Origin of the sequence: Prochlorococcus marinus XMU1406 (assembly GCF_017696055.1) — a bacterium.
GTDB classification, from domain to species: Bacteria; Cyanobacteriota; Cyanobacteriia; order PCC-6307; family Cyanobiaceae; genus Prochlorococcus_A; species Prochlorococcus_A marinus_W.
On the sequence record NZ_JAAORG010000001.1, the window covers coordinates 845,552 to 863,371 of the forward strand.

Below are 17,820 nucleotides of genomic sequence, written 5' to 3' on the forward strand. Positions count from 1 at the left end.
TTGTTTATTACATTTAAAATTACTCAATCATATGGTTTTTAATATATAATTAATCAAAACCTTTTAAAATGAACCTAAACATCAATAAATATATATTTTCTGTAATCTTTACTGGCTTAATTTTTATTCTTATCCCCTCGACTACATACGCAAATGAAATTCCGAGTATAAATAAATATTTTGGTATTGCTCAACAGAAGACTATTATAAGTTACGAAAAAAGTCAGCCTTCATCTATTGACAACCCTGTAGTGGATCCAAATTTTAACACTATGAGATCAAAAGATACTGAGAGTTCAACTGCTACTTATATAGTTATAGGTTTGTTAATTGCGGCCACAATTATTCCTTTAGCAACATGGTGGTATTTCTCTAAATAATAGAGAATTTATGAATGCCAAGGATTTAAGTAATAGTGAATATTCATCTTATATAGTTTTTATTACAGGGGGGACAAAGAGTGGCAAAAGTGAATTTGCTGAGCATCTTGCAAAGGAGGTAAAAAAATTATCATATGTTGCCTTATCAGAAAACAATTTGGATGATAAAGAATGGCAATATAAAATTAATTTACATCGAAAGAGAAGGCCAAAAGATTGGAAATTAATAGAAACGACAGATCTAATAAAAACATTAAGTAAAGAAGAAGGTCCATTATTAATAGATTCTATTGGCGGATTCGTTATGAAAAGTATTGGCAAGGAACAAAATGAATGGTCAACAAAAATGAATTCACTTATAAGGCTCTTAATGAAAAGAAAAAGCATAACAATTATTGTTGGAGAACAAGTAGGTTGGAGTCTGGTCTCTGAATATAAAATTGGTAATACTTATATTGAAAGAATCGGCGAACTACAAAAGAGAATAACCAAAATATCAAAAGATAATTGGCTAGCAATAAACGGTAGAGCAATCAAAATAGATGAAATAAGTATTGAAATACCTACTTAAAATTGGAAGTCGCTCTTTTTGAACCTAGAATCCCACAAAATACTGGTAATATTGCCAGATCATGTGCTGCGTTTAATATAACTTTAAATCTTATAGAGCCCTTGGGTTTTAAACTAGAAGATAAATATTTAAAAAGAGCAGGATTAGACTATTGGCCTCTCGTTACTGTTAATAAGTATGAGAATTTTGAAAAATTTTTGGCATCAAAAACAAGAAAAAGAATAATTTCTTTTAGTAAAAAAAATGGATCATATTTGAAGGATTTTAAATTTAAGAAAGATGATATTTTACTTTTTGGGAGAGAAGATTCAGGATTACCAGATTCCATTATTGATAAAAGCGACTTTTTAATATCAATATTTATGCCAAATTTAGATACTGGAAAAAATGATCAAAAAGGTGTTAGGAGTCTAAACCTTTCTGTAGCATGCGGAATTGCTATATATGAGGCCCATAAACAAATAAATGTTCAAAATGGTTATTAAGTACGACCAATGCCTTACAATATTTCCATGTCTCGGTAGCTCAGCTGGTTAGAGCGGCGGATTCATAGCCCGCAGGTCGCGTGTTCAAGTCACGCTCGAGACATTTTCAATACTTTTTAATTTAAGAATTTAGGTGAAAATTTATTGACTTAATCTATTAAAGACAATAATGATTAATTCACTAGGTACAGTCTTAGATCCAAAGCAATCTAAAGCAAAATATCCAGAAGCAAGGGTAATAGTTCTTGATGATAGTTTTAATACTTTTCAACATGTCGCAAATTGTCTTCTAACAATAATCCCAAACATGAGTGAAAAAAGGGCATGGGATCTAACTATTAAAGTTGACAAGACAGGATCGGCGGAGGTATGGAGAGGTAATCTTGAACAGGCAGAGCTATATCATGAGCAACTCTTCAGCAAAGGATTAACAATGGCTCCAATTGAGAAAACATAAAATAAGTAAGATTGAAAGAAGATTTCTGGCTTATAAATTCTAATCGTTCAAGGGTTAAAAGGTTTTCAAAGAATAATCAAAATAAAGATAAATTTTTTGAATATATGTTTATTGACTCTGGAAGAATTCTTGGTGTTTTAGGAAAAGAACCACCTCTAATGACTACCAGAGAAGAACTTAAAGTTAATAAAGCTAGAGATGAATGGAAAAAGTTAATCTCTCAAGGTTGGAGGAGAACTAAACCCGTTTGGGAAGAATCTTAATAACCAATATTGTTGTTAGGGTTAGTTATATAAATTATGAGATTAAGGACGTAGTTAGCGGGTAAATTTAATGGCTTCAAAAGTAACAAAGCCATTCCTTGAGTAACATTAAATTCTTTTTCTTTCATAAAAAAAATAGTCTCATTTAAATTATAAAAAGAGTGTCAAATACAGACTTAAAATGCTAAAGACAATATAAGAATTTAGTGGTTAAAGGTTTTCAAGATATCTTATATTTAAAAATCATTTTTAAAAAAATTATAGATTTCGGGTTTCTTGTAGTTTTTATCTTAAAAAGAAATTCCACGTAATAATCTCATAATCCCTATTATTAAAGAACTATAAATACTTAATGAAATATCTCTTCTCAAGCAAAAGATCCAGAGCTTTATTTGGTATTGGACTAGTTGCAATCAGTATTGGATTAATATCAAAAAAAGTAATTAATTATCCAGCTGGAGGTTGTGTGAAAGGTACGCAGGAATTAACCTTTAATATCTAACCATTAATCTTCTTACTTGGTCCTTAATTCTTAAATCCAGTCAACTTCGATAACTCTTTTAGTGAAAGTACGCCTAAAATTAGTTTTCCATTTATTTCCCATGTCGGAAAGCCTCTGATTTTTTTTTCAATACATAATTGAGTTTGACTATTTATGCCATCTCTTGCACATTCAACTACATTAAGTTCCTTATAAGCCTGCTTACCAAATAGTTCACTTTGATTAAGGCAATTAGGACACCAATATGCTGAATATTTAACTACACCATTATCATTAAGGTATTTTGCTAACTCGATAGATTCCTTAGTGCTTTCTGAGGTAACTATAAGCTCTTTCTGATTATACAAATGGGAGCTATGAACAACATTTGGTAAAGTAAGAAAAGCTAATAGAGAAATTAATAATCGTTTCATTTATTTACTACTTTTCCTCCATATTTTCTAACTATCTTATCAAGCAAAATTCGTATATCTTTATTTTTAAGTTTCTCTATTTGCTGAAGATTTTCGAGAAGATCGCATATTTGATCCTGCGTGTCTTCATTTAATTCAGTTACTGCCATTTATGTTTAGTTTTTATATTCCAATTTTAAGTCAAAAATAAATTTACATACTTATTGTATTTATATTTTTTTATTGCTATTTTTTTAAAGCGGGCTAAGGTTCATATCTCCACGAGGATTTAGTCCGCTGAATTTTTAAAGATTCAATTTGTTTTGGATCCATCTTTAATAAGTTTATTTGAAATAGTCAAAAATATTTATTATTGCTTAATTTCTAAATTCCTTTTAGAAGTAACCTCATATAAACATTAGAAGTGTGACACTATTTATTCAAAAATATTGTTATTTCGCTTCATAACTTTCTTAAAATATTTAAACTCAATAAATTCATGCATCATTTTGATATCATCAGATAATACTTTTTTATTAACTGAATATTCGTCCACATTACCTGGAGATTTACTATTTTCAGAGAATGTATCTGGATCAAAAGAATAATTGATTAAATCCACTTTACCAACAACACTTTGACCAATAGATTCATTTAATACACCACGAGACCTCAACGCTTCTTCGACCAATAAACCTGTGACTTTGGACTGGCTGAATTCATTAGCTGTGCACAATTTTTCAATAATTTCATGAACTTCTTCACTTGGCAAAAAACCAATTCTTTTCCTCGGAGAGGGCATAATTAAAAAAATTAGTGTCACACTTGCACATTACAAGTGTTGCACTATATTTGAATTAAGTCAACTAATTTTGTTATGCATATTTTAATATTTCCTGCCGGATTTATTCTTTGGTATCTAGCTTATGAAGCAAAACCTATCATTAATGATGAAGTAAAACTTCATTGGGAAGAGAAAACTACAAATAAAAGAAATAAACTTTTAAATATAATCAACGAAAGCTTTTAAAATTCACTTTCAATAGATTTTGACCATTCCTTGTGCTTATAATCTAGATCTGAGATTAACCGTTTTTGATAAGTAAGTTTGAGTTGATTTTCGTTAAGTAAATTTTTTGTGATAATCATCTCTTTAGAGAAAAAATCAGGAGTGTAAGAACTACGAATTTTTTTTTTGACTTCCATATAAGTAATTAATCTATTTTTTTTATATGACTCAAAAGCTAATAGTCTTAATATTTTTATATTCTTTTTATATTTACTTAATATTTATTTTGAGCACGTTTGTTAAAAATATTAGTTTATCAAATAAAAAAGGCTATATTTAAACAAAATATATGTTTTATTATGAATCTTAAGGAGAGAGGTATTACTATTGGAGACTTACTAATAATAATAATAATAATAATCACTTCTACAATACTAATTAAATCAATTAGCAAGGATAAGAAAACAACATTTATTTATAGTAATCAAGAACAAGTTTCTTATATGAAAAATTATTTTCAAAAATTTATTTGAATAGCTTATATAAATTATTATTAAAACTTTTAATTAATTCATTTAACTATTATTTATCTTTTATGTAAATTTCAAGAATTCATAATAATCAAACAATGAGGTTATGTATTTTAAATATTTTAATTAAATGATTTAGAACTTTCCCATTTCAAATTATCCTTTAAATCATTGAAATCATTTGATATTGAAACTAAATTCACCATTTGAAGAATTTGAGTTTTATTTAGCCTTTTAATAGCAATAAGTTTATTAAGCATATCTAAAACAGATTTATCATTAATATTCATTATCTGTATAAATAAACTATGATTCTTCAATTCCTATACCTTAACTTAAAATTTTAAAATTTACTTTTAGAATTTCATAATATATTTATTGATTAATATAAAAATATTTAAAAATCCTCAAAAAAAACTCTTACTGATAAGTAAAAATCTTTAGCTCACTTTCTTATAAATTCGTTTATTGTAAAAAGAAAAAAAAATGAAAAACTCCAAGAAAGAATACCTTAATAGAGATGAAGTTAATGAAATGATTGAATCAGCTTTAAGGCGACATAATAGAAGATCTACAATAATATCAAGTGTACTTGGATGGATTCTAATAGGAGGTTATTCGTTTGGACTTTTTCAAGCAGTTCAAAATGTCTAACTAATCTTTTCTTTAAAGCAGAACTTGCTAAATGATAAATTAGTATAAGAAACAGTTTTAATTATGAGGGAATATATTGAGGCAAATCTTTCAGTGATAAGAAAATATTTAAAAAAACGAAAAAAATATACATCAAAATTAAATAATGTTTCGATAATGGAAGAATTCAAAGAATGGACTAAGGATCCATTACCTGAGACAGAATCAATTTGGACTTTACCTGACTTAACGAGAAATGAACGGCTTGAAAATTTTTGTCGCTCAATTAAAAAGGAAATAAGATAGGTTATTAACTACCTAGTTGTATATGATTTATCTTTAAGTAAAAATATCCTGCAAATCCTACTATATTTAATATTACAACGAAAATCCAAGCTCCAATTGGCTGATTTGAATCAAATTTTTTTATTTTAATTTTATCTTTTAGTCTTTCAATATATTTAGCCATAATTAAAAATATTAAAAAGATTATTTATAATTATAGGGAATTTAATTTAAAGGAATCTTAAATAAAATAAAATTTCTTTTAATTCGAATTTTTATTGTCAAGCCTGTTAATGGGATATTTAATTAACTCCTTTTTGAGATTTTTTAAAAGTTTATTATGATTTAAAATTGTAAATTTTCTAGTAAAGAAATAATGCCATTTCATTGAATTAAAAAAAAACTTGCTAATTCATTATTAATAAAATTATAATACTTATTACGGTCATTCAGACCATACATAATTTAATTAAGGACAAATTTTTTCATGAGCTTAAAAGTTGGCCAAGAAGCACCAGACTTTAGTGCTACAGCAGTATATGATCAAGAGTTTAAGGAAATTACACTTTCAGGTCTAAGAGGTAAATGGGTTGTTTTATTTTTTTACCCACTAGATTTTACATTTGTATGTCCTACTGAAATCACTGCATTTAGTGATAGATACCAAGATTTCTCAGCACTTAATACGGAAATACTTGGGGTATCCGTTGATAGCAAACACTGTCATTTGGCTTGGATACAAACACCAAGAAATGAAGGTGGAATAGGTGATATTAACTATCCTTTAGTTTCTGACTTAAAAAGAGAAATTTGCCAAGCGTACAATGTCCTTAATGATGATGGAGAGGCCGATAGAGGTTTATTTCTTATCAACCCCGAAGGAGTAGTTATGCATACAACTGTTAACAAGGCTCCTGTAGGTAGAAATGTGGATGAAACACTAAGGATTCTTCAAGGTTATCAATACGTTGCAGCGAACCCAGATGAAGTATGTCCAGCAAACTGGACCCCAGGGGAGAAAACAATGTTAGAGGACCCCAAAGGTAGTAAGGAATATTTTTCTGCGCTATAGAAGGATAAGAAACATTTAAGTAAGTATTGAGTAGTAAATAATTATAAAAAAATAAAAAATAAACATATTCAAAATGGGGATGACATCCACTTTATGAGGATTTGGCACGATCCAATCGCTTAAATTAGTTTTATATGATAAAAAGGACCACGTATAAAAAGAAATTTCTATGGAGACCAATATAAAAAGATTAATTAAATTTAAGTCATTTAAACCAAAATATCTATAAATATGAAACTGATCATCAACACTAATATTGTTAATTTGAAGATGCCAAAGATAGAGAGAAATCAAAATAAAATTTACCAATATTATTTTTTTTAAAAGAAACCTAGATTTCTTAAAAATTAATAGGATAGAAATTAAAAATATGAAAAAACATAACTGTGGAATATCCGGTTTTGGGACATTAATTCCTTCAAGAAATAAATTAATTATAAGATCAAAATTTATATATATATAATCAGCTATTAAGAAAGAGAGAAATATTAAATTTATTGCTACTAGGAATAATAATCTTTTTCCTTTAATTATTTTTTTACTATGGATTTTATCCTTAGTAAAACTATAATCTGTATAGTTTTTTAAAGAGTTTATATACACCAAAGATGGACATATTGCTCCGCTCAAATAGTAAAGGATTAAATAAAAGGAAATATCATTAATATTGAGTGAATATAAATTGAACCATTGTTTTTGTACAAATGGAAGAATAAGTAAAAATGAAAGTGTAACTAATAACTTCGTTGTATTGTTTTTAATTATCAAGAAAATATTTTTTTTAATTTAAAGCAATTAAATCAAACTTTCAACAATTTAGAAGTTATTAATTTAAAAACTTTTTTATCTATAGTTTCTTGATTTAAAAGTATATCAACTAATTTATCTAGTAAGACTCTATTTTTTTTCAATATTTTTATTGAATTATTTAATGAAATTTTAGAAATATTTATGATTTCATTATCTATTCTAGAACTGGTATTTTCAGCTATGAGAGGCTTTCTTCTAAATAATCCATCTCCTAAATACATTTCATTATTATCAGAATCCATTGAAATTGGACCAATAATTGAAAATCCATATTTTGTAACCATTTCCCTTACGATATTTGTCGCATAAGAGATATCATTTATGGAGCATTGTGTAATTTCACGTTCACCAAAAACTATCGTTTCTGCTGCTCTTCCAGCTAGAGCAATTTCAATTTTTGAAAATAATAATTTTTTTGAAATCAATCCACTAGAAATTACATCTTCGTCAGGGCATATTTTTGTATATCCTCCTATAGATCCAGATCTAGGTAAAATTGTAATTTTATCAACTGATTCAATTCCATTTCTCACAGCAGATACAATTGCTCTACCTACTTCGTTATAAGCAATAATTTTTTTCATATTAGGAGAAGTTATTAATGAGCTTCTAAGGCCAATGGTAATTTTATCAAGAGCATTTTCTATATGAAGATCATTGATTAATTTAGATTCGTCTCTTGCACAGTGAATAGCACTCTCGTTCATCAAGTTTGCAAGATCTGCTCCAGAAAATCCGACTGTTCTAGAAGCCCAATATCCAAAGTCAACCTCGCTTGAAAGTGGTTTGGAAAGTGAGTGAACTGAAAGAATTTTTTTTCTTCCATCTAAATCTGGAAGCATTACTTCAATTTTCCTATCAAATCTACCTGGTCTTAATAATGCTGCATCCAAAATATCTGGTCTATTTGTTGCTGCTAAAACAATAATCCCAGAATTATCAGCAAAACCATCTAATTCAGTCAGAAGCTGATTAAGGGTTTGTTCTCTTTCATCATTTCCACCTCCGATCCCAGACCCTCTTTGCCTACCAATGGAATCAATTTCATCAATAAAAATTATACAAGGAGATTTTTCCTTAGCCTTAGAGAACAGATCACGAACTCGACTTGCTCCAACACCAACAAAAAGTTCTATAAACTCCGAAGCCGATATTGAGAGAAAAGGTACTCCTGATTCACCCGCAATTGCTTTAGCTAATAATGTTTTTCCTGTCCCTGGTGGGCCTATTAGAAGAACTCCCTTAGGAACTTTCGCTCCAAGATTTTCAAATTTCTTTGGTTCTTTCAAAAATGTTATTACCTCTTTTAATTCCTCTGCGGCTTCAGGGACACCAGCTACATCATCGAATCTCGTTTCTACATCATCAATAGTTACAAATTTAGATTGATTTTTGGTGAAACCAAAAGCTCTGGAGGCCAATTTTGATGTACTCCTCAAGATTAAGACTATAGCTAATATGAAAATTAGGAAAAGACTTATTGAAGCGAATGAATTAGCAGCTGAGGCTTCTTTTCTACTATTGTTAATAGTTAGATCTACCTTATTTTCAGTAGCCTTTTCAAGGATTAATTGATCGTTGTAAAGGATAGGTATTTTAAATTTATCTCCATTTTTATACAGAACATCAATTTCTCTCTGCCTTGGATAGAAAAATATTGATTCTATTTTCCCCGTCTCTATATCTTCTAGAAGATCCGAATAACTTGATTTAGAATCTGAATATGAGAATTTTGATCTAAACACTAATCTTTATAAGTGATTAATAAAGCATATATGCTTATTTAAAAAATTGACGTATATAAACAAAATATACTCAAAAGTTTTGGAGATAACCAGTTAAAGGTTATATTATTATATGGAAATAAAGAAACAGAATGGCTGTACCAAAGAAGAAAAAATCAAAGAGCAAAAGGAACCAAAGGCACGCTGTTTGGAAAGGAAAAGCAGCAATAGCAGCTCAAAAAGCTATATCTTTAGGTAAATCAGTTTTAACTGGGAAAGCTCAAGGATTTGTTTATCCTATTGAGGAAGAAGAAGAAGAGTAGCTTTTAAGATCCTAATTTAAATGCTTCAAGTATAACGGCATAAATTGCACCAATTCTTAATTTATCAACTACGGTCCATAGATAATAAAACTTTGAACTTGCGGCAGGTTTAATTCTTATAATGATTTCAATAAAAATAATGATTATTGGGACCATTATTAACTCATTTTTACCTTCAGATATAAATTTTGTAATAAAATTTGCGAACAAAAAATAACCTGTCAAAACAGAAATTAGGCCAATAGATTTTGTTCTCCAAGTATCACTTAGAAAACCAAAAAATAAATTATTTAACTGGTAGGTAATTCTTGAAAAATTAGTTTTTTGCATTCCTAAAAGACACTAAATAATCACTTAGAAAGTTATAGTCAATGTATGATTTTTTTAGTTTAGGGCCTTTGATTACATTTGCCACATTATTCTGATCACCAAGACTGTCTAAAATACAATCTAATTTAATATTTTCCTCAAGAACAATTGGGATATTTGAAGGAACAAAAATTGTTGGCAAGTTAGCTGCCAAAGAAGATTTCAATCCTGGATTGGAGTCTTCAAAAACAATTGAGTTGTTTTTGTTTATACCACTTAATTGGACAGCCTTTAAATATGGTAATGGATTTGGTTTCTTTAATTCAACGTCTTCGCTTGAAATAATGAACTCAAAAGGGTTCATGCCATTAAAAAGATAATCAACAAGAAGATTGGCTTGAATTCTTGAACTTGAAGTAACAATAAATTGTCTTACTTTTTTTCTATGTAATTCATTTATTAATCTAAAAACACCAGTTTTCAAACTAACGCAATTTTTTTTTATAATTTCTAAATAATGAAACTGCTTTGTTTCATGAATTTTGAGAATTAAATCTTCTGAGAAATTATCATTATTATATTTAGCGTAATATGCAATCCTATTATTGCCCCCATTTATCTTCAGAAGTTTTATGTATGTATTAGTATCCCAATTCCAATCAATGCTAAGGTCATTAAAAGCATTATTAAAAGCAGGTAAATGGGCCTCTAATTCTGTATTTGCGATGGTACCATCTAAATCCCAATAAACACCCTCCAGATAAGTCACCAAAAAGAAATTCTTTTATTTACGGTAAAAAACAAGAGCAATTATTGCTGGTCCTGCTAACGCAACTACAGCCAAAGGAATAAGTGTTGCCATGATTAATGAATATGTTTTGTGATACTATTTTTACAAATAAATGATGAAACTGTACTGATACGTTACAAGATTGAATTAAATTATGAAATCATGGACATGTATAGAAAATTGTGGAGCTTGTTGTAAATTCGACTTGAAAGAAAGAAGCGATTTGGCTAACAAACTTAACAAAGAAGATATAGCTTTGATAAATTCGATGACGGCTAAAGACGGTTGGTGTAAAAATCTGGACAGAGAAAATAAAAAATGCTTAATTTATGAAACCAGACCACATTTTTGCCGTGTAAGTGAATTTTCAACTTCATTTAAAGGATATTTGAAATCTGGTGATAAATTTTTGATAGATTGCTGCAAGCAACATATTTCATCAAATTATGGATACCAAAGTAAAGAGATGAAATCTTTTAGAATTGCTGTTTCTGGAAAATGAATAGTAAATTAGAAAAAAAAGAAAACAATTTAGAAAAAAGTTTTTTTTCAATATTTATAACGACTTTTACAACAATTTTTATTGCTGAACTTGGCGATAAAACTCAGATAGCAACATTAATGCTTTCTGCCGAATCGGGCAGGCCAATAGTTGTTTTTCTTGGAAGTTCTCTAGCATTAATAAGCTCTAGCATAGTAGGAGTTCTTATTGGTAAATGGGTATCAAAAAAAATATCTCCTAGCAAATTTGCTTTATCTACTGGTACTTTAATGATATTGATAAGTATATTTTTAGCTTATGAAACATTCAAAAATTATTTATAAATGGTTTTAAGTTTATTACTATCAACATTTCTAACCGTTTTCATAGCTGAATTAGGTGACAAAACTCAACTAGCTACTTTAACTATAAGTGGCACTTCAAATAAACCATTAGCAGTTTTTTTAGGATCTTCTTCAGCACTTGTTTTTGCAAGTTTACTAGGAGCTTTAACAGGTGGTTCTATTTCAAGTTTTTTACCCGAAGTAGTTCTTAAGTCAATAGCGTCCATTACATTTTTCATCATTGGTATAAGGCTTTTTATCAACTCTTTCACCATCGAAAAAGAAGAAAAAGAAGAGAAAGAAAATAATTAGTTTTAAGCTTGGATAATAAGGTGTAATAATGAAGTGTATACCCCTAAATTAATTGATAATTTCATTTAGATCATGTTCACATCATCTTCAATAATTGATAATCTTAATCAGTCAGAAGGATTAGAATATAAAAAATTATGCAGATTATTAAAAATTACAAAGAAATCTGATAAGGATAAATTAGATATTGCTTTAACAGCTCTAGAAAAACTTGAAATAATTAATAAAAATGAAAATGATGAATATACTTGCATAAAGGATAATGATCATCTTGTCGCTAAAATAAGATGTAGTAGCAAAGGCTATTGCTTTGCTGTAAGGGGAAAAGACAAAGAAGATATCTATATTAAAGAAAATCTACTTAACTATGCATGGAATGGAGATAAAGTTTTAGTAAGGATAATAAAAGAGGGTTATAGAAGAAGATCACCTGAGGGAATAGTTGATTGTATTCTTGAAAGATCAAATCAAATACTTCTTTCTAAAGTTGAAATAATAAACAATGATGTATACGCAATCCCAATAGACGATAGAATCCTTTCTAAAATTAAACTTCCAAAAGAGAATCAAAAATACACTTTCAAACCAGAAAATAAGAATATAGTAAAAGTTGAGATTGATAGATTTCCCATAGGTCAAGAAGAAGGAGTAGGTCATGTGATAGAAGAACTAAAACTAAACAATAATGAGGAATATGATACAGACTTTGTTTTATCTAAAAGCAATATCGTTAGATCGCATAATTTAAATCATATTGAATCTAAAAAAATAGAAAAAAGGGAGAGGATAGACCTTACAGATAAAAACTCTTATTTATTCAAAAAATGGAATTCTAAGAATTCTCCAATGCTCCCAATGATTCAAATAGAACAGCTAAAAAATAAAAGTACTAAATTATGGATTCATACAAATAATCTTGCAGAAAGAGTAGATCTAAATAGTAAAAAATCTCTAGAAATATTATTTAAAGGCTTAGAATCATTACCTTTATTAAATGATTGGCAAAACTACATTAGTGAAGCCATAAAAAATGATTCTGAATTTAAATTTGGTGAAAAGAATGAAGCAATAAGCCTCTGCCTGAATTTAAATAGTGATAATGAAATAATTGATTGGTCATTTCATCTTACTTTAGTAAAATGCTCTCTTATTGTTGGAAGTGATCATACTGATGCACTTTTATCTAGAAAAAGTAAATCAAGAATAACCTCTCGGGTATTAAAACCTATAAAGGAATATATTGACGATTTAGATAAAATACTTGAAATTTCATGTTCATTCAGACAAAAACATCTTTTGGAGGGTAAGGTTGAAATTCCTGCCCCACTTAATAAAATTGAAGCACTAGAAGAATTTTTTGTTCACAATCCAGCTGAATATTCAAAAGGATACTTTGAATCATTAAATAAAGAAGATTGCCAAACTTACCTTTCACCAATACTATATGAAGCTAATTTAATATGGTTCAAACATTCAAATCAATATGGCTTAAAAAGTGCAGGATACATCTCAAATGGAATAGATTACGTTAATGCTAATGAAATCATCAAATTTTCAGAATTTATTGATAATGATATAGAGCTTAATGAAGATGGCAACTTGACATTTAGTCAAGTAATTAAATTATGCGGCGATGATAATAAAAAAAGAATCTTACATAAACTTCTAATTAATGAATTTAAGGACAATGAAATAAGGTTGATATCAAAAAATCCTGATAATGATGAAACAGAAAAATTATTTATTTCTCCATGGACAATTCCTGGATTTGACTTCACAAATCTTATAAACCAGTACTGTATTTTTAATATGATAATTAATGGTAAGAAATCAAAGAAAAATAATATAAATGCAATTAATATATCTGAAAGTAATTCATTAGACTTAGTTAATTGGGATATATTTAATTCATCAATTTCAAAAAATTTAGAAATATTATTTAATAAGTTTGTGATAGATAAACTAAATGAATTCAAGTACAAAGTTAACCACTATAAATCTAATATGATAAATATAAAAAAAGTAAGAAAAGCAGAAAAATTACTAGGTAATATTTATAGTGGGTTTATATTATCAGTACAAACATATGGTTTCTTTGTTGATATATCAGAACTAAATGTAGAGGGTTTAGTACACGTAAGCACTCTTAATAATGATTGGTATGAATATAGGTCAAGGCAAAATCTATTGATTGGAAGAAAATCTAAAAAATCATATAAAGTTGGAGATGCAATAGAAGTAAAAATCATAAAAGTCGACATCCTTAAATATCAAATTGATTTAGAATTAACATAAATAAATTTTCACAAAATATTATGAGAAAATTAATCAAAAAAATTTAAGATAACTTTTTAGAATTATGTTTAAGAAAAAATATTTATTATTAACTCTTTTTTTAATAATAATTTTTCAAATTTCATTATATACAAATAATAATCAGAAGACCTCACTTAGATACTTTAAATGGACTCTCCAAGAAGTAAGTATAGGTAAGTTAATAAGTATTTCGTTTTTTTCTGGTTTATTTGTAAGCACTTTATTAAATACAACAATTACTAGTACTAGTTTCAGAAAAAAAACTTTTGAAAATGTGGAAAATAATTTTGTATCACATGATAATGAGGATGATATGGAACCAAACGTTGAGATGCCTCCTCAAAGGGATATTAGAGAATCTCAACCAACAATTTCTGTTAATTACAGAGTAGTCAAAAATATGAATGATGATAATTTTAAAAAAGATCTAAATTATTCAAATCCAGATAATAAGGATGACTGGGATAATTCTGATAATGATTGGTAGAAAAATAAATAAATTAAAAAATGTTTTTTTAATTTATAATGAAATAAATTGTTTTTTTTATGGAAGAAAATTTAGACAAAAATATTGAAGTTAATATAGAAGTATCTAACAACACGAGTAAATCAAACTCTGAGGAAATAAAAGTACCTAAATCAGAAAAAGTTATCAATATGGATACAAATAATGGCAATTCTGAAATTAATTCTGCATCTAAAATTGTTATGAAAAATGAAATTGATACTCCCGACAAACCTATAACAAAACCAAAAAAAGAACTCCCAGTAGAGAAAAAGCCTTTCCAAGAATTTATTAACATGCACCTAATTCCTTCACTTACTGAGGAAATTAATCAAAGAGGATTAGAAATAAACAATATTAGCCTCACTAACACAAATAGACCTATTGCTGGAGATAAATGTTGGGTAATAAATTGTGAAATTAAAGATATATGTAACTTTTGGTTATCCTTTGAGAAGGATGACATTAGTTCATTAAAAAGTATTTCTTTATCAAAACCTAATCAACAACCCAGTATTATTGAATCCTTTCTTATTGACGAAAAAAGAATTACCCTAAAATTAATAATTTCAAGAGTACTTCAAAGATTGAATGGGCAAAAGTTAATAGGAGTTAATTAGAAAAACAATAACACCAAGTTAACTTTTCCCTCGAAATTACAAATCATAGTAAATAATAGTATTAATAAACCGAATAAAAAATGGCTCAATCAACTGTTGAATCAAAAAATAAAAAAGATATTAATAATGGAAAAATTCCAGCAAAAGAAACAATTTTGTCCCCAAGATTCTATACAACGGACTTTGAGGCTATGGAAAATATGGATTTATCAATAAACGAGGAGGAATTGGAAGCTATTTGTGAGGAATTTAGGAAAGATTACAATAGACATCATTTTGTAAGAAATAGTGAATTTGAAGGCGCTGCAGAAAAATTAGATCCTGAGACAAGAGAGCTTTTTGTTGATTTTCTCGAGGGAAGTTGTACATCAGAATTTTCAGGTTTTTTACTTTACAAGGAACTTAGTAAGAGAATTAAAGTCAAAAACCCTCTACTTGCTGAATGTTTTGCTCATATGGCCAGAGATGAAGCAAGACATGCAGGTTTTTTAAATAAATCAATGAGTGACTTTGGACTTCAGTTAGATTTAGGTTTTTTAACAGCCAATAAAGATTACACTTATTTCCCTCCAAGAAGTATTTTTTATGCTACTTATTTATCCGAAAAAATAGGTTATTGGAGATACATAGCAATTTATAGGCATCTCGAAAAGAACCCTGATAGCAAAATTTTTCCACTATTTAATTACTTTGAAAATTGGTGTCAAGATGAAAATAGACATGGGGATTTCTTTGACGCATTAATGAAAGCACAGCCACGTACTGTTAAATCTTTAAGCCAAAAAATTACCATTGGCGGCTCTACTTTTACACACCCATTATTCGACTACTTCCATAGGTTTAGATATTTTTTGAATAATCTTCCATTAACATCCAAGTTATGGTCTAGGTTCTTTCTATTAGCTGTATTTGCAACTATGTATGCAAGGGATTTGGGAATTAAAAAAGATTTCTACAGTTCTTTAGGTTTAGATGCCAGAGATTACGACCAGTTTGTTATTAATAAAACAAATGAAACTTCTGCTAGAGTTTTTCCTGTGGTACTAGACGTTTATGATAAATCTTTTTATGGAAGATTAGATAAAATAGTAGACAATAATAAGGTTCTTTCCGATATTGCAAACAGTGATGTAAATAAAGTATCTAAAACTTTTAAAAAATTACCTAAATATTTATCAAACGGTTACCAGTTATTAAGACTATACTTATTAAAACCTCTTGATAGCAAAGATTTCCAACCTTCGATTAGATAATCTTTAATACAGAGAAGATTTATAGACTCATATGCTTTCGTCACAAATCAAATCAAATGAAATCATTTTTGGTAGTTGCAATAAAGATTTATTAGAAGAAATCATTTTCTACGGAATTGGACTCGGTGCTGATTTTGTAGAAATATTTATAGAGAATACTGACAACTCAAGCGTTTTAGCAGAAGAAGAATTTATTACAAGTGTAAGTCCATCATTTGGAAGGGGTGCTGGCATTAGAATCTTCAAGGGTAAAAAAGATGGATTTGTAAGTACAAATGATTTAACAAAGCATGGGTTGATGAGATCGGTATCTCAGGCTATTGAGATGTTAGACATAACAGACAACAAAAGAGAAGTATTTAACGGTTTAAATAAACATAGGGACTATAGTTTATCCAAGAAAAAATGGATTAATGAAGTTCCATCTATTCATGAGATAAGTGAAAAACTACTAGTTAGCACAAAGTCTTTAAAAAAAAATAATAAAATAATAACTAGAAAAGGAAGTTACTCAAGAAATCTTCAGGAAGTAATTATAGCCTCCAGTGACGGAACCTATGTCTCAGATATTAGATTGCATCAAACAGTTGGTCTCAACGTTATTGCAAGTGATGCCCAATATAGATCTAGTGGAAGTAGAAGATTTGGATCGTCAGGAATGCCTAATGAATTTAGATTATGGGATCACGAAAAAGCTGCTAATGATGTTTTTGAAAGTTCAATGAACATGTTGTACGCAGATTATGTTGATGCAGGACAAATGCCTGTTGTATTAGCTAATAAATTTGGTGGAGTTATATTCCATGAAGCCTGTGGTCATTTACTTGAAACTACTCAAATAGAGAGAGGAACAACACCATTTGAGAATAAATTGAATGAAAAAATTGCACATGAATCTGTAACAGCAATAGATGAAGGGATATCAGAAGGATCCTTCGGTTCATTATCAGTAGATGATGAAGGTATGGAACCAGAAAAATCAGTTCTTATAAAAGATGGAATTTTAAAGAAATTCATATCCGATAGAGCAGGTGAATTAAGAACTGGCCATAAAAGAACAGGAAGTGGAAGAAGACAAAATTATTCTTTTGCTGCAGCTTCACGAATGAGAAATACTTATATAGCTAAAGGTGAGCACTCGAAAGAGGATTTAATCAATAGTATTAGTGATGGTCTTTACTGCAAATCAATGGGTGGTGGGAGTGTAGGTGCTACAGGACAATTTAATTTTGCAGTAGAAGAAGGATATCTTATTAAAAATGGAAAATTAACTAATCCAGTAAAGGGAGCAACTTTGATTGGTGAGGCTAAAGAAGTTATGCCAAAAATATCAATGTGCGGAAATGACCTCGAATTAGCTCCTGGATTTTGTGGATCTATCAGTGGAAGTGTCAATGTAACTGTTGGCCAACCTCATATTAAGGTTGATTCAATCACTGTTGGCGGAAGATAGG

At 28.6% G+C, this 17,820-nt stretch carries 28 protein-coding genes and 1 tRNA gene; 20 read left to right on the forward strand and 9 right to left on the reverse strand.

Annotation, left to right across the window (positions count from 1 at the left end):
- Positions 1 to 68 precede the first annotated feature (68 nt).
- The 7 genes from HA149_RS04835 (at position 69) to HA149_RS04865 (ending at position 2,658) form a co-directional block, all read left to right on the forward strand.
- A complete protein-coding gene (locus tag HA149_RS04835; protein WP_209113530.1) occupies positions 69 to 380 on the forward strand; it encodes a fusion glycoprotein F0 in 312 nt (103 codons plus the stop codon).
- A 10-nt stretch (positions 381 to 390) separates the two neighbouring features.
- The gene (locus HA149_RS04840; RefSeq protein WP_209113532.1) at positions 391 to 951 is read left to right on the forward strand and encodes a bifunctional adenosylcobinamide kinase/adenosylcobinamide-phosphate guanylyltransferase; all 561 of its coding nucleotides are present in this window, start codon (positions 391 to 393) and stop codon (positions 949 to 951) included.
- Positions 952 to 953: 2 nt separating this feature from the next.
- Entirely contained in the window at positions 954 to 1,436 is a 483-nt protein-coding gene (locus HA149_RS04845) for a tRNA (cytidine(34)-2'-O)-methyltransferase (RefSeq protein ID WP_209113534.1), read from the forward strand.
- Positions 1,437 to 1,465: 29 nt separating this feature from the next.
- A tRNA-Met gene (locus HA149_RS04850) sits at positions 1,466 to 1,539 on the forward strand.
- 66 nt (positions 1,540 to 1,605) lie between these two features.
- Positions 1,606 to 1,893 (forward strand): ATP-dependent Clp protease adapter ClpS, encoded by a 288-nt coding sequence (clpS, locus tag HA149_RS04855; RefSeq protein WP_209113537.1) that lies wholly within the window; start codon positions 1,606 to 1,608, stop codon positions 1,891 to 1,893.
- An 11-nt stretch (positions 1,894 to 1,904) separates the two neighbouring features.
- Positions 1,905 to 2,156: a DUF1651 domain-containing protein gene (locus tag HA149_RS04860; RefSeq protein ID WP_209113539.1), complete on the forward strand. Its 252-nt coding sequence runs from the start codon at positions 1,905 to 1,907 to the stop codon at positions 2,154 to 2,156.
- 352 nt (positions 2,157 to 2,508) lie between these two features.
- On the forward strand, positions 2,509 to 2,658 hold the full coding sequence (locus HA149_RS04865; RefSeq protein ID WP_209113541.1) for a hypothetical protein: 150 nt from the start codon (positions 2,509 to 2,511) through the stop codon (positions 2,656 to 2,658).
- A 23-nt stretch (positions 2,659 to 2,681) separates the two neighbouring features.
- On the opposite strand, the gene HA149_RS04870 is transcribed toward HA149_RS04865, so the two are convergent.
- The 3 genes from HA149_RS04870 to HA149_RS04880 all read right to left on the reverse strand — a co-directional run bounded on the left by HA149_RS04870 (position 2,682) and on the right by HA149_RS04880 (position 3,852).
- On the reverse strand, positions 2,682 to 3,071 hold the full coding sequence (locus HA149_RS04870; RefSeq protein ID WP_209113543.1) for a hypothetical protein: 390 nt from the start codon (positions 3,069 to 3,071) through the stop codon (positions 2,682 to 2,684).
- A complete protein-coding gene (locus HA149_RS04875) occupies positions 3,068 to 3,220 on the reverse strand; it encodes a hypothetical protein (protein ID WP_209113545.1) in 153 nt (50 codons plus the stop codon). Before HA149_RS04875 ends, HA149_RS04870 begins: the two co-directional genes overlap by 4 nt.
- Before the next feature lie 266 nt (positions 3,221 to 3,486).
- Positions 3,487 to 3,852, reverse strand: a complete 366-nt coding sequence (locus HA149_RS04880) for a hypothetical protein (RefSeq protein WP_209113547.1) — start codon at positions 3,850 to 3,852, stop codon at positions 3,487 to 3,489.
- Between the two features lie 75 nt (positions 3,853 to 3,927).
- On the opposite strand from HA149_RS04880, the gene HA149_RS04885 reads away from it, so the two are divergent.
- The gene (locus HA149_RS04885; RefSeq protein WP_209113549.1) at positions 3,928 to 4,080 is read left to right on the forward strand and encodes a hypothetical protein; all 153 of its coding nucleotides are present in this window, start codon (positions 3,928 to 3,930) and stop codon (positions 4,078 to 4,080) included.
- A gap of 631 nt (positions 4,081 to 4,711) precedes the next feature.
- Here the strand turns inward: HA149_RS04885 and HA149_RS04890 are convergent.
- Positions 4,712 to 4,879, reverse strand: coding sequence for a hypothetical protein (locus tag HA149_RS04890; protein WP_209113551.1), 168 nt, complete (start codon positions 4,877 to 4,879; stop codon positions 4,712 to 4,714).
- A 196-nt stretch (positions 4,880 to 5,075) separates the two neighbouring features.
- On the opposite strand from HA149_RS04890, the gene HA149_RS04895 reads away from it, so the two are divergent.
- Both HA149_RS04895 and HA149_RS04900 read left to right on the forward strand, forming a co-directional pair.
- Entirely contained in the window at positions 5,076 to 5,243 is a 168-nt protein-coding gene (locus HA149_RS04895) for a hypothetical protein (RefSeq protein WP_209113553.1), read from the forward strand.
- Positions 5,244 to 5,306: 63 nt separating this feature from the next.
- On the forward strand, positions 5,307 to 5,528 hold the full coding sequence (locus HA149_RS04900) for a hypothetical protein (RefSeq protein ID WP_209113555.1): 222 nt from the start codon (positions 5,307 to 5,309) through the stop codon (positions 5,526 to 5,528).
- A 4-nt stretch (positions 5,529 to 5,532) separates the two neighbouring features.
- Here the strand turns inward: HA149_RS04900 and HA149_RS04905 are convergent, their stop codons facing one another.
- Positions 5,533 to 5,691, reverse strand: coding sequence for a hypothetical protein (locus HA149_RS04905; protein ID WP_209113557.1), 159 nt, complete (start codon positions 5,689 to 5,691; stop codon positions 5,533 to 5,535).
- Positions 5,692 to 5,994: 303 nt separating this feature from the next.
- Between HA149_RS04905 and HA149_RS04910 the strand changes: the two genes are divergently transcribed.
- Positions 5,995 to 6,579: a peroxiredoxin gene (locus HA149_RS04910; protein ID WP_025933553.1), complete on the forward strand. Its 585-nt coding sequence runs from the start codon at positions 5,995 to 5,997 to the stop codon at positions 6,577 to 6,579.
- Positions 6,580 to 7,379: 800 nt separating this feature from the next.
- Here HA149_RS04910 and ftsH read toward each other — a convergent pair.
- On the reverse strand, positions 7,380 to 9,134 hold the full coding sequence (ftsH, locus tag HA149_RS04915; RefSeq protein ID WP_209113560.1) for an ATP-dependent zinc metalloprotease FtsH: 1,755 nt from the start codon (positions 9,132 to 9,134) through the stop codon (positions 7,380 to 7,382).
- 131 nt (positions 9,135 to 9,265) lie between these two features.
- Between ftsH and rpmF the strand changes: the two genes are divergently transcribed.
- Positions 9,266 to 9,436, forward strand: coding sequence for a 50S ribosomal protein L32 (gene rpmF, locus HA149_RS04920; protein WP_002805281.1), 171 nt, complete (start codon positions 9,266 to 9,268; stop codon positions 9,434 to 9,436).
- Between the two features lie 3 nt (positions 9,437 to 9,439).
- Here the strand turns inward: rpmF and HA149_RS04925 are convergent, their stop codons facing one another.
- The 3 genes from HA149_RS04925 to psb30 are packed head-to-tail and all read right to left on the reverse strand — an operon-like array spanning position 9,440 to position 10,607.
- On the reverse strand, positions 9,440 to 9,766 hold the full coding sequence (locus tag HA149_RS04925; protein ID WP_025924501.1) for a DUF565 domain-containing protein: 327 nt from the start codon (positions 9,764 to 9,766) through the stop codon (positions 9,440 to 9,442).
- Positions 9,753 to 10,514 carry an HAD-IA family hydrolase gene (locus tag HA149_RS04930; RefSeq protein WP_209113562.1) on the reverse strand — a complete coding sequence of 254 codons (762 nt, stop codon included), beginning with the start codon at positions 10,512 to 10,514 and terminating at the stop codon, positions 9,753 to 9,755. Before HA149_RS04930 ends, HA149_RS04925 begins: the two co-directional genes overlap by 14 nt.
- A gap of 15 nt (positions 10,515 to 10,529) precedes the next feature.
- The gene (gene psb30 / locus HA149_RS09675) at positions 10,530 to 10,607 is read right to left on the reverse strand and encodes a photosystem II reaction center protein Ycf12/Psb30 (protein ID WP_144010216.1); all 78 of its coding nucleotides are present in this window, start codon (positions 10,605 to 10,607) and stop codon (positions 10,530 to 10,532) included.
- 82 nt (positions 10,608 to 10,689) lie between these two features.
- Between psb30 and HA149_RS04940 the strand changes: the two genes are divergently transcribed.
- From HA149_RS04940 to HA149_RS04975, 8 genes are all read left to right on the forward strand, one after another.
- Positions 10,690 to 11,037: a YkgJ family cysteine cluster protein gene (locus tag HA149_RS04940; protein ID WP_209113564.1), complete on the forward strand. Its 348-nt coding sequence runs from the start codon at positions 10,690 to 10,692 to the stop codon at positions 11,035 to 11,037.
- Entirely contained in the window at positions 11,034 to 11,360 is a 327-nt protein-coding gene (locus tag HA149_RS04945; RefSeq protein WP_025923209.1) for a TMEM165/GDT1 family protein, read from the forward strand. Before HA149_RS04940 ends, HA149_RS04945 begins: the two co-directional genes overlap by 4 nt.
- A complete protein-coding gene (locus tag HA149_RS04950) occupies positions 11,361 to 11,672 on the forward strand; it encodes a TMEM165/GDT1 family protein (protein ID WP_025881545.1) in 312 nt (103 codons plus the stop codon). It abuts the gene before it with no gap.
- A 72-nt stretch (positions 11,673 to 11,744) separates the two neighbouring features.
- Positions 11,745 to 13,967, forward strand: coding sequence for an RNB domain-containing ribonuclease (locus HA149_RS04955; protein ID WP_209113566.1), 2,223 nt, complete (start codon positions 11,745 to 11,747; stop codon positions 13,965 to 13,967).
- Positions 13,968 to 14,031: 64 nt separating this feature from the next.
- Complete coding sequence (locus HA149_RS04960) at positions 14,032 to 14,475, forward strand: hypothetical protein (protein ID WP_209113568.1); 444 nt, start codon at positions 14,032 to 14,034, stop codon at positions 14,473 to 14,475.
- A gap of 59 nt (positions 14,476 to 14,534) precedes the next feature.
- Positions 14,535 to 15,113, forward strand: a complete 579-nt coding sequence (locus HA149_RS04965) for a DUF2996 domain-containing protein (RefSeq protein WP_209113570.1) — start codon at positions 14,535 to 14,537, stop codon at positions 15,111 to 15,113.
- Between the two features lie 80 nt (positions 15,114 to 15,193).
- Positions 15,194 to 16,366 carry a magnesium-protoporphyrin IX monomethyl ester (oxidative) cyclase gene (gene acsF, locus HA149_RS04970; RefSeq protein WP_209113572.1) on the forward strand — a complete coding sequence of 391 codons (1,173 nt, stop codon included), beginning with the start codon at positions 15,194 to 15,196 and terminating at the stop codon, positions 16,364 to 16,366.
- Positions 16,367 to 16,397: 31 nt separating this feature from the next.
- A complete protein-coding gene (locus tag HA149_RS04975; RefSeq protein ID WP_209113574.1) occupies positions 16,398 to 17,819 on the forward strand; it encodes a TldD/PmbA family protein in 1,422 nt (473 codons plus the stop codon).
- Position 17,820 lies beyond the last annotated feature (1 nt).

What these genes read in the sequence shown, in the direction of transcription:
- HA149_RS04835 (WP_209113530.1), top strand. Translation starts at nt 69, where the DNA reads ATGAACCTAAACATCAATAAATATATATTTTCTGTAATCTTTACTGGC.
- HA149_RS04840 (WP_209113532.1), top strand. Translation starts at nt 391, where the DNA reads ATGAATGCCAAGGATTTAAGTAATAGTGAATATTCATCTTATATAGTT.
- clpS (WP_209113537.1), top strand. Translation starts at nt 1,606, where the DNA reads ATGATTAATTCACTAGGTACAGTCTTAGATCCAAAGCAATCTAAAGCA.
- HA149_RS04865 (WP_209113541.1), top strand. Translation starts at nt 2,509, where the DNA reads ATGAAATATCTCTTCTCAAGCAAAAGATCCAGAGCTTTATTTGGTATT.
- HA149_RS04870 (WP_209113543.1), bottom strand. Translation starts at nt 3,071, where the DNA reads ATGAAACGATTATTAATTTCTCTATTAGCTTTTCTTACTTTACCAAAT.
- HA149_RS04875 (WP_209113545.1), bottom strand. Translation starts at nt 3,220, where the DNA reads ATGGCAGTAACTGAATTAAATGAAGACACGCAGGATCAAATATGCGAT.
- HA149_RS04880 (WP_209113547.1), bottom strand. Translation starts at nt 3,852, where the DNA reads ATGCCCTCTCCGAGGAAAAGAATTGGTTTTTTGCCAAGTGAAGAAGTT.
- HA149_RS04885 (WP_209113549.1), top strand. Translation starts at nt 3,928, where the DNA reads ATGCATATTTTAATATTTCCTGCCGGATTTATTCTTTGGTATCTAGCT.
- HA149_RS04890 (WP_209113551.1), bottom strand. Translation starts at nt 4,879, where the DNA reads ATGAATATTAATGATAAATCTGTTTTAGATATGCTTAATAAACTTATT.
- HA149_RS04895 (WP_209113553.1), top strand. Translation starts at nt 5,076, where the DNA reads ATGAAAAACTCCAAGAAAGAATACCTTAATAGAGATGAAGTTAATGAA.
- HA149_RS04900 (WP_209113555.1), top strand. Translation starts at nt 5,307, where the DNA reads ATGAGGGAATATATTGAGGCAAATCTTTCAGTGATAAGAAAATATTTA.
- HA149_RS04905 (WP_209113557.1), bottom strand. Translation starts at nt 5,691, where the DNA reads ATGGCTAAATATATTGAAAGACTAAAAGATAAAATTAAAATAAAAAAA.
- HA149_RS04910 (WP_025933553.1), top strand. Translation starts at nt 5,995, where the DNA reads ATGAGCTTAAAAGTTGGCCAAGAAGCACCAGACTTTAGTGCTACAGCA.
- rpmF (WP_002805281.1), top strand. Translation starts at nt 9,266, where the DNA reads ATGGCTGTACCAAAGAAGAAAAAATCAAAGAGCAAAAGGAACCAAAGG.
- HA149_RS04925 (WP_025924501.1), bottom strand. Translation starts at nt 9,766, where the DNA reads ATGCAAAAAACTAATTTTTCAAGAATTACCTACCAGTTAAATAATTTA.
- psb30 (WP_144010216.1), bottom strand. Translation starts at nt 10,607, where the DNA reads ATGGCAACACTTATTCCTTTGGCTGTAGTTGCGTTAGCAGGACCAGCA.
- HA149_RS04940 (WP_209113564.1), top strand. Translation starts at nt 10,690, where the DNA reads ATGAAATCATGGACATGTATAGAAAATTGTGGAGCTTGTTGTAAATTC.
- HA149_RS04945 (WP_025923209.1), top strand. Translation starts at nt 11,034, where the DNA reads ATGAATAGTAAATTAGAAAAAAAAGAAAACAATTTAGAAAAAAGTTTT.
- HA149_RS04950 (WP_025881545.1), top strand. Translation starts at nt 11,361, where the DNA reads ATGGTTTTAAGTTTATTACTATCAACATTTCTAACCGTTTTCATAGCT.
- HA149_RS04955 (WP_209113566.1), top strand. Translation starts at nt 11,745, where the DNA reads ATGTTCACATCATCTTCAATAATTGATAATCTTAATCAGTCAGAAGGA.
- HA149_RS04960 (WP_209113568.1), top strand. Translation starts at nt 14,032, where the DNA reads ATGTTTAAGAAAAAATATTTATTATTAACTCTTTTTTTAATAATAATT.
- HA149_RS04965 (WP_209113570.1), top strand. Translation starts at nt 14,535, where the DNA reads ATGGAAGAAAATTTAGACAAAAATATTGAAGTTAATATAGAAGTATCT.
- acsF (WP_209113572.1), top strand. Translation starts at nt 15,194, where the DNA reads ATGGCTCAATCAACTGTTGAATCAAAAAATAAAAAAGATATTAATAAT.
- HA149_RS04975 (WP_209113574.1), top strand. Translation starts at nt 16,398, where the DNA reads ATGCTTTCGTCACAAATCAAATCAAATGAAATCATTTTTGGTAGTTGC.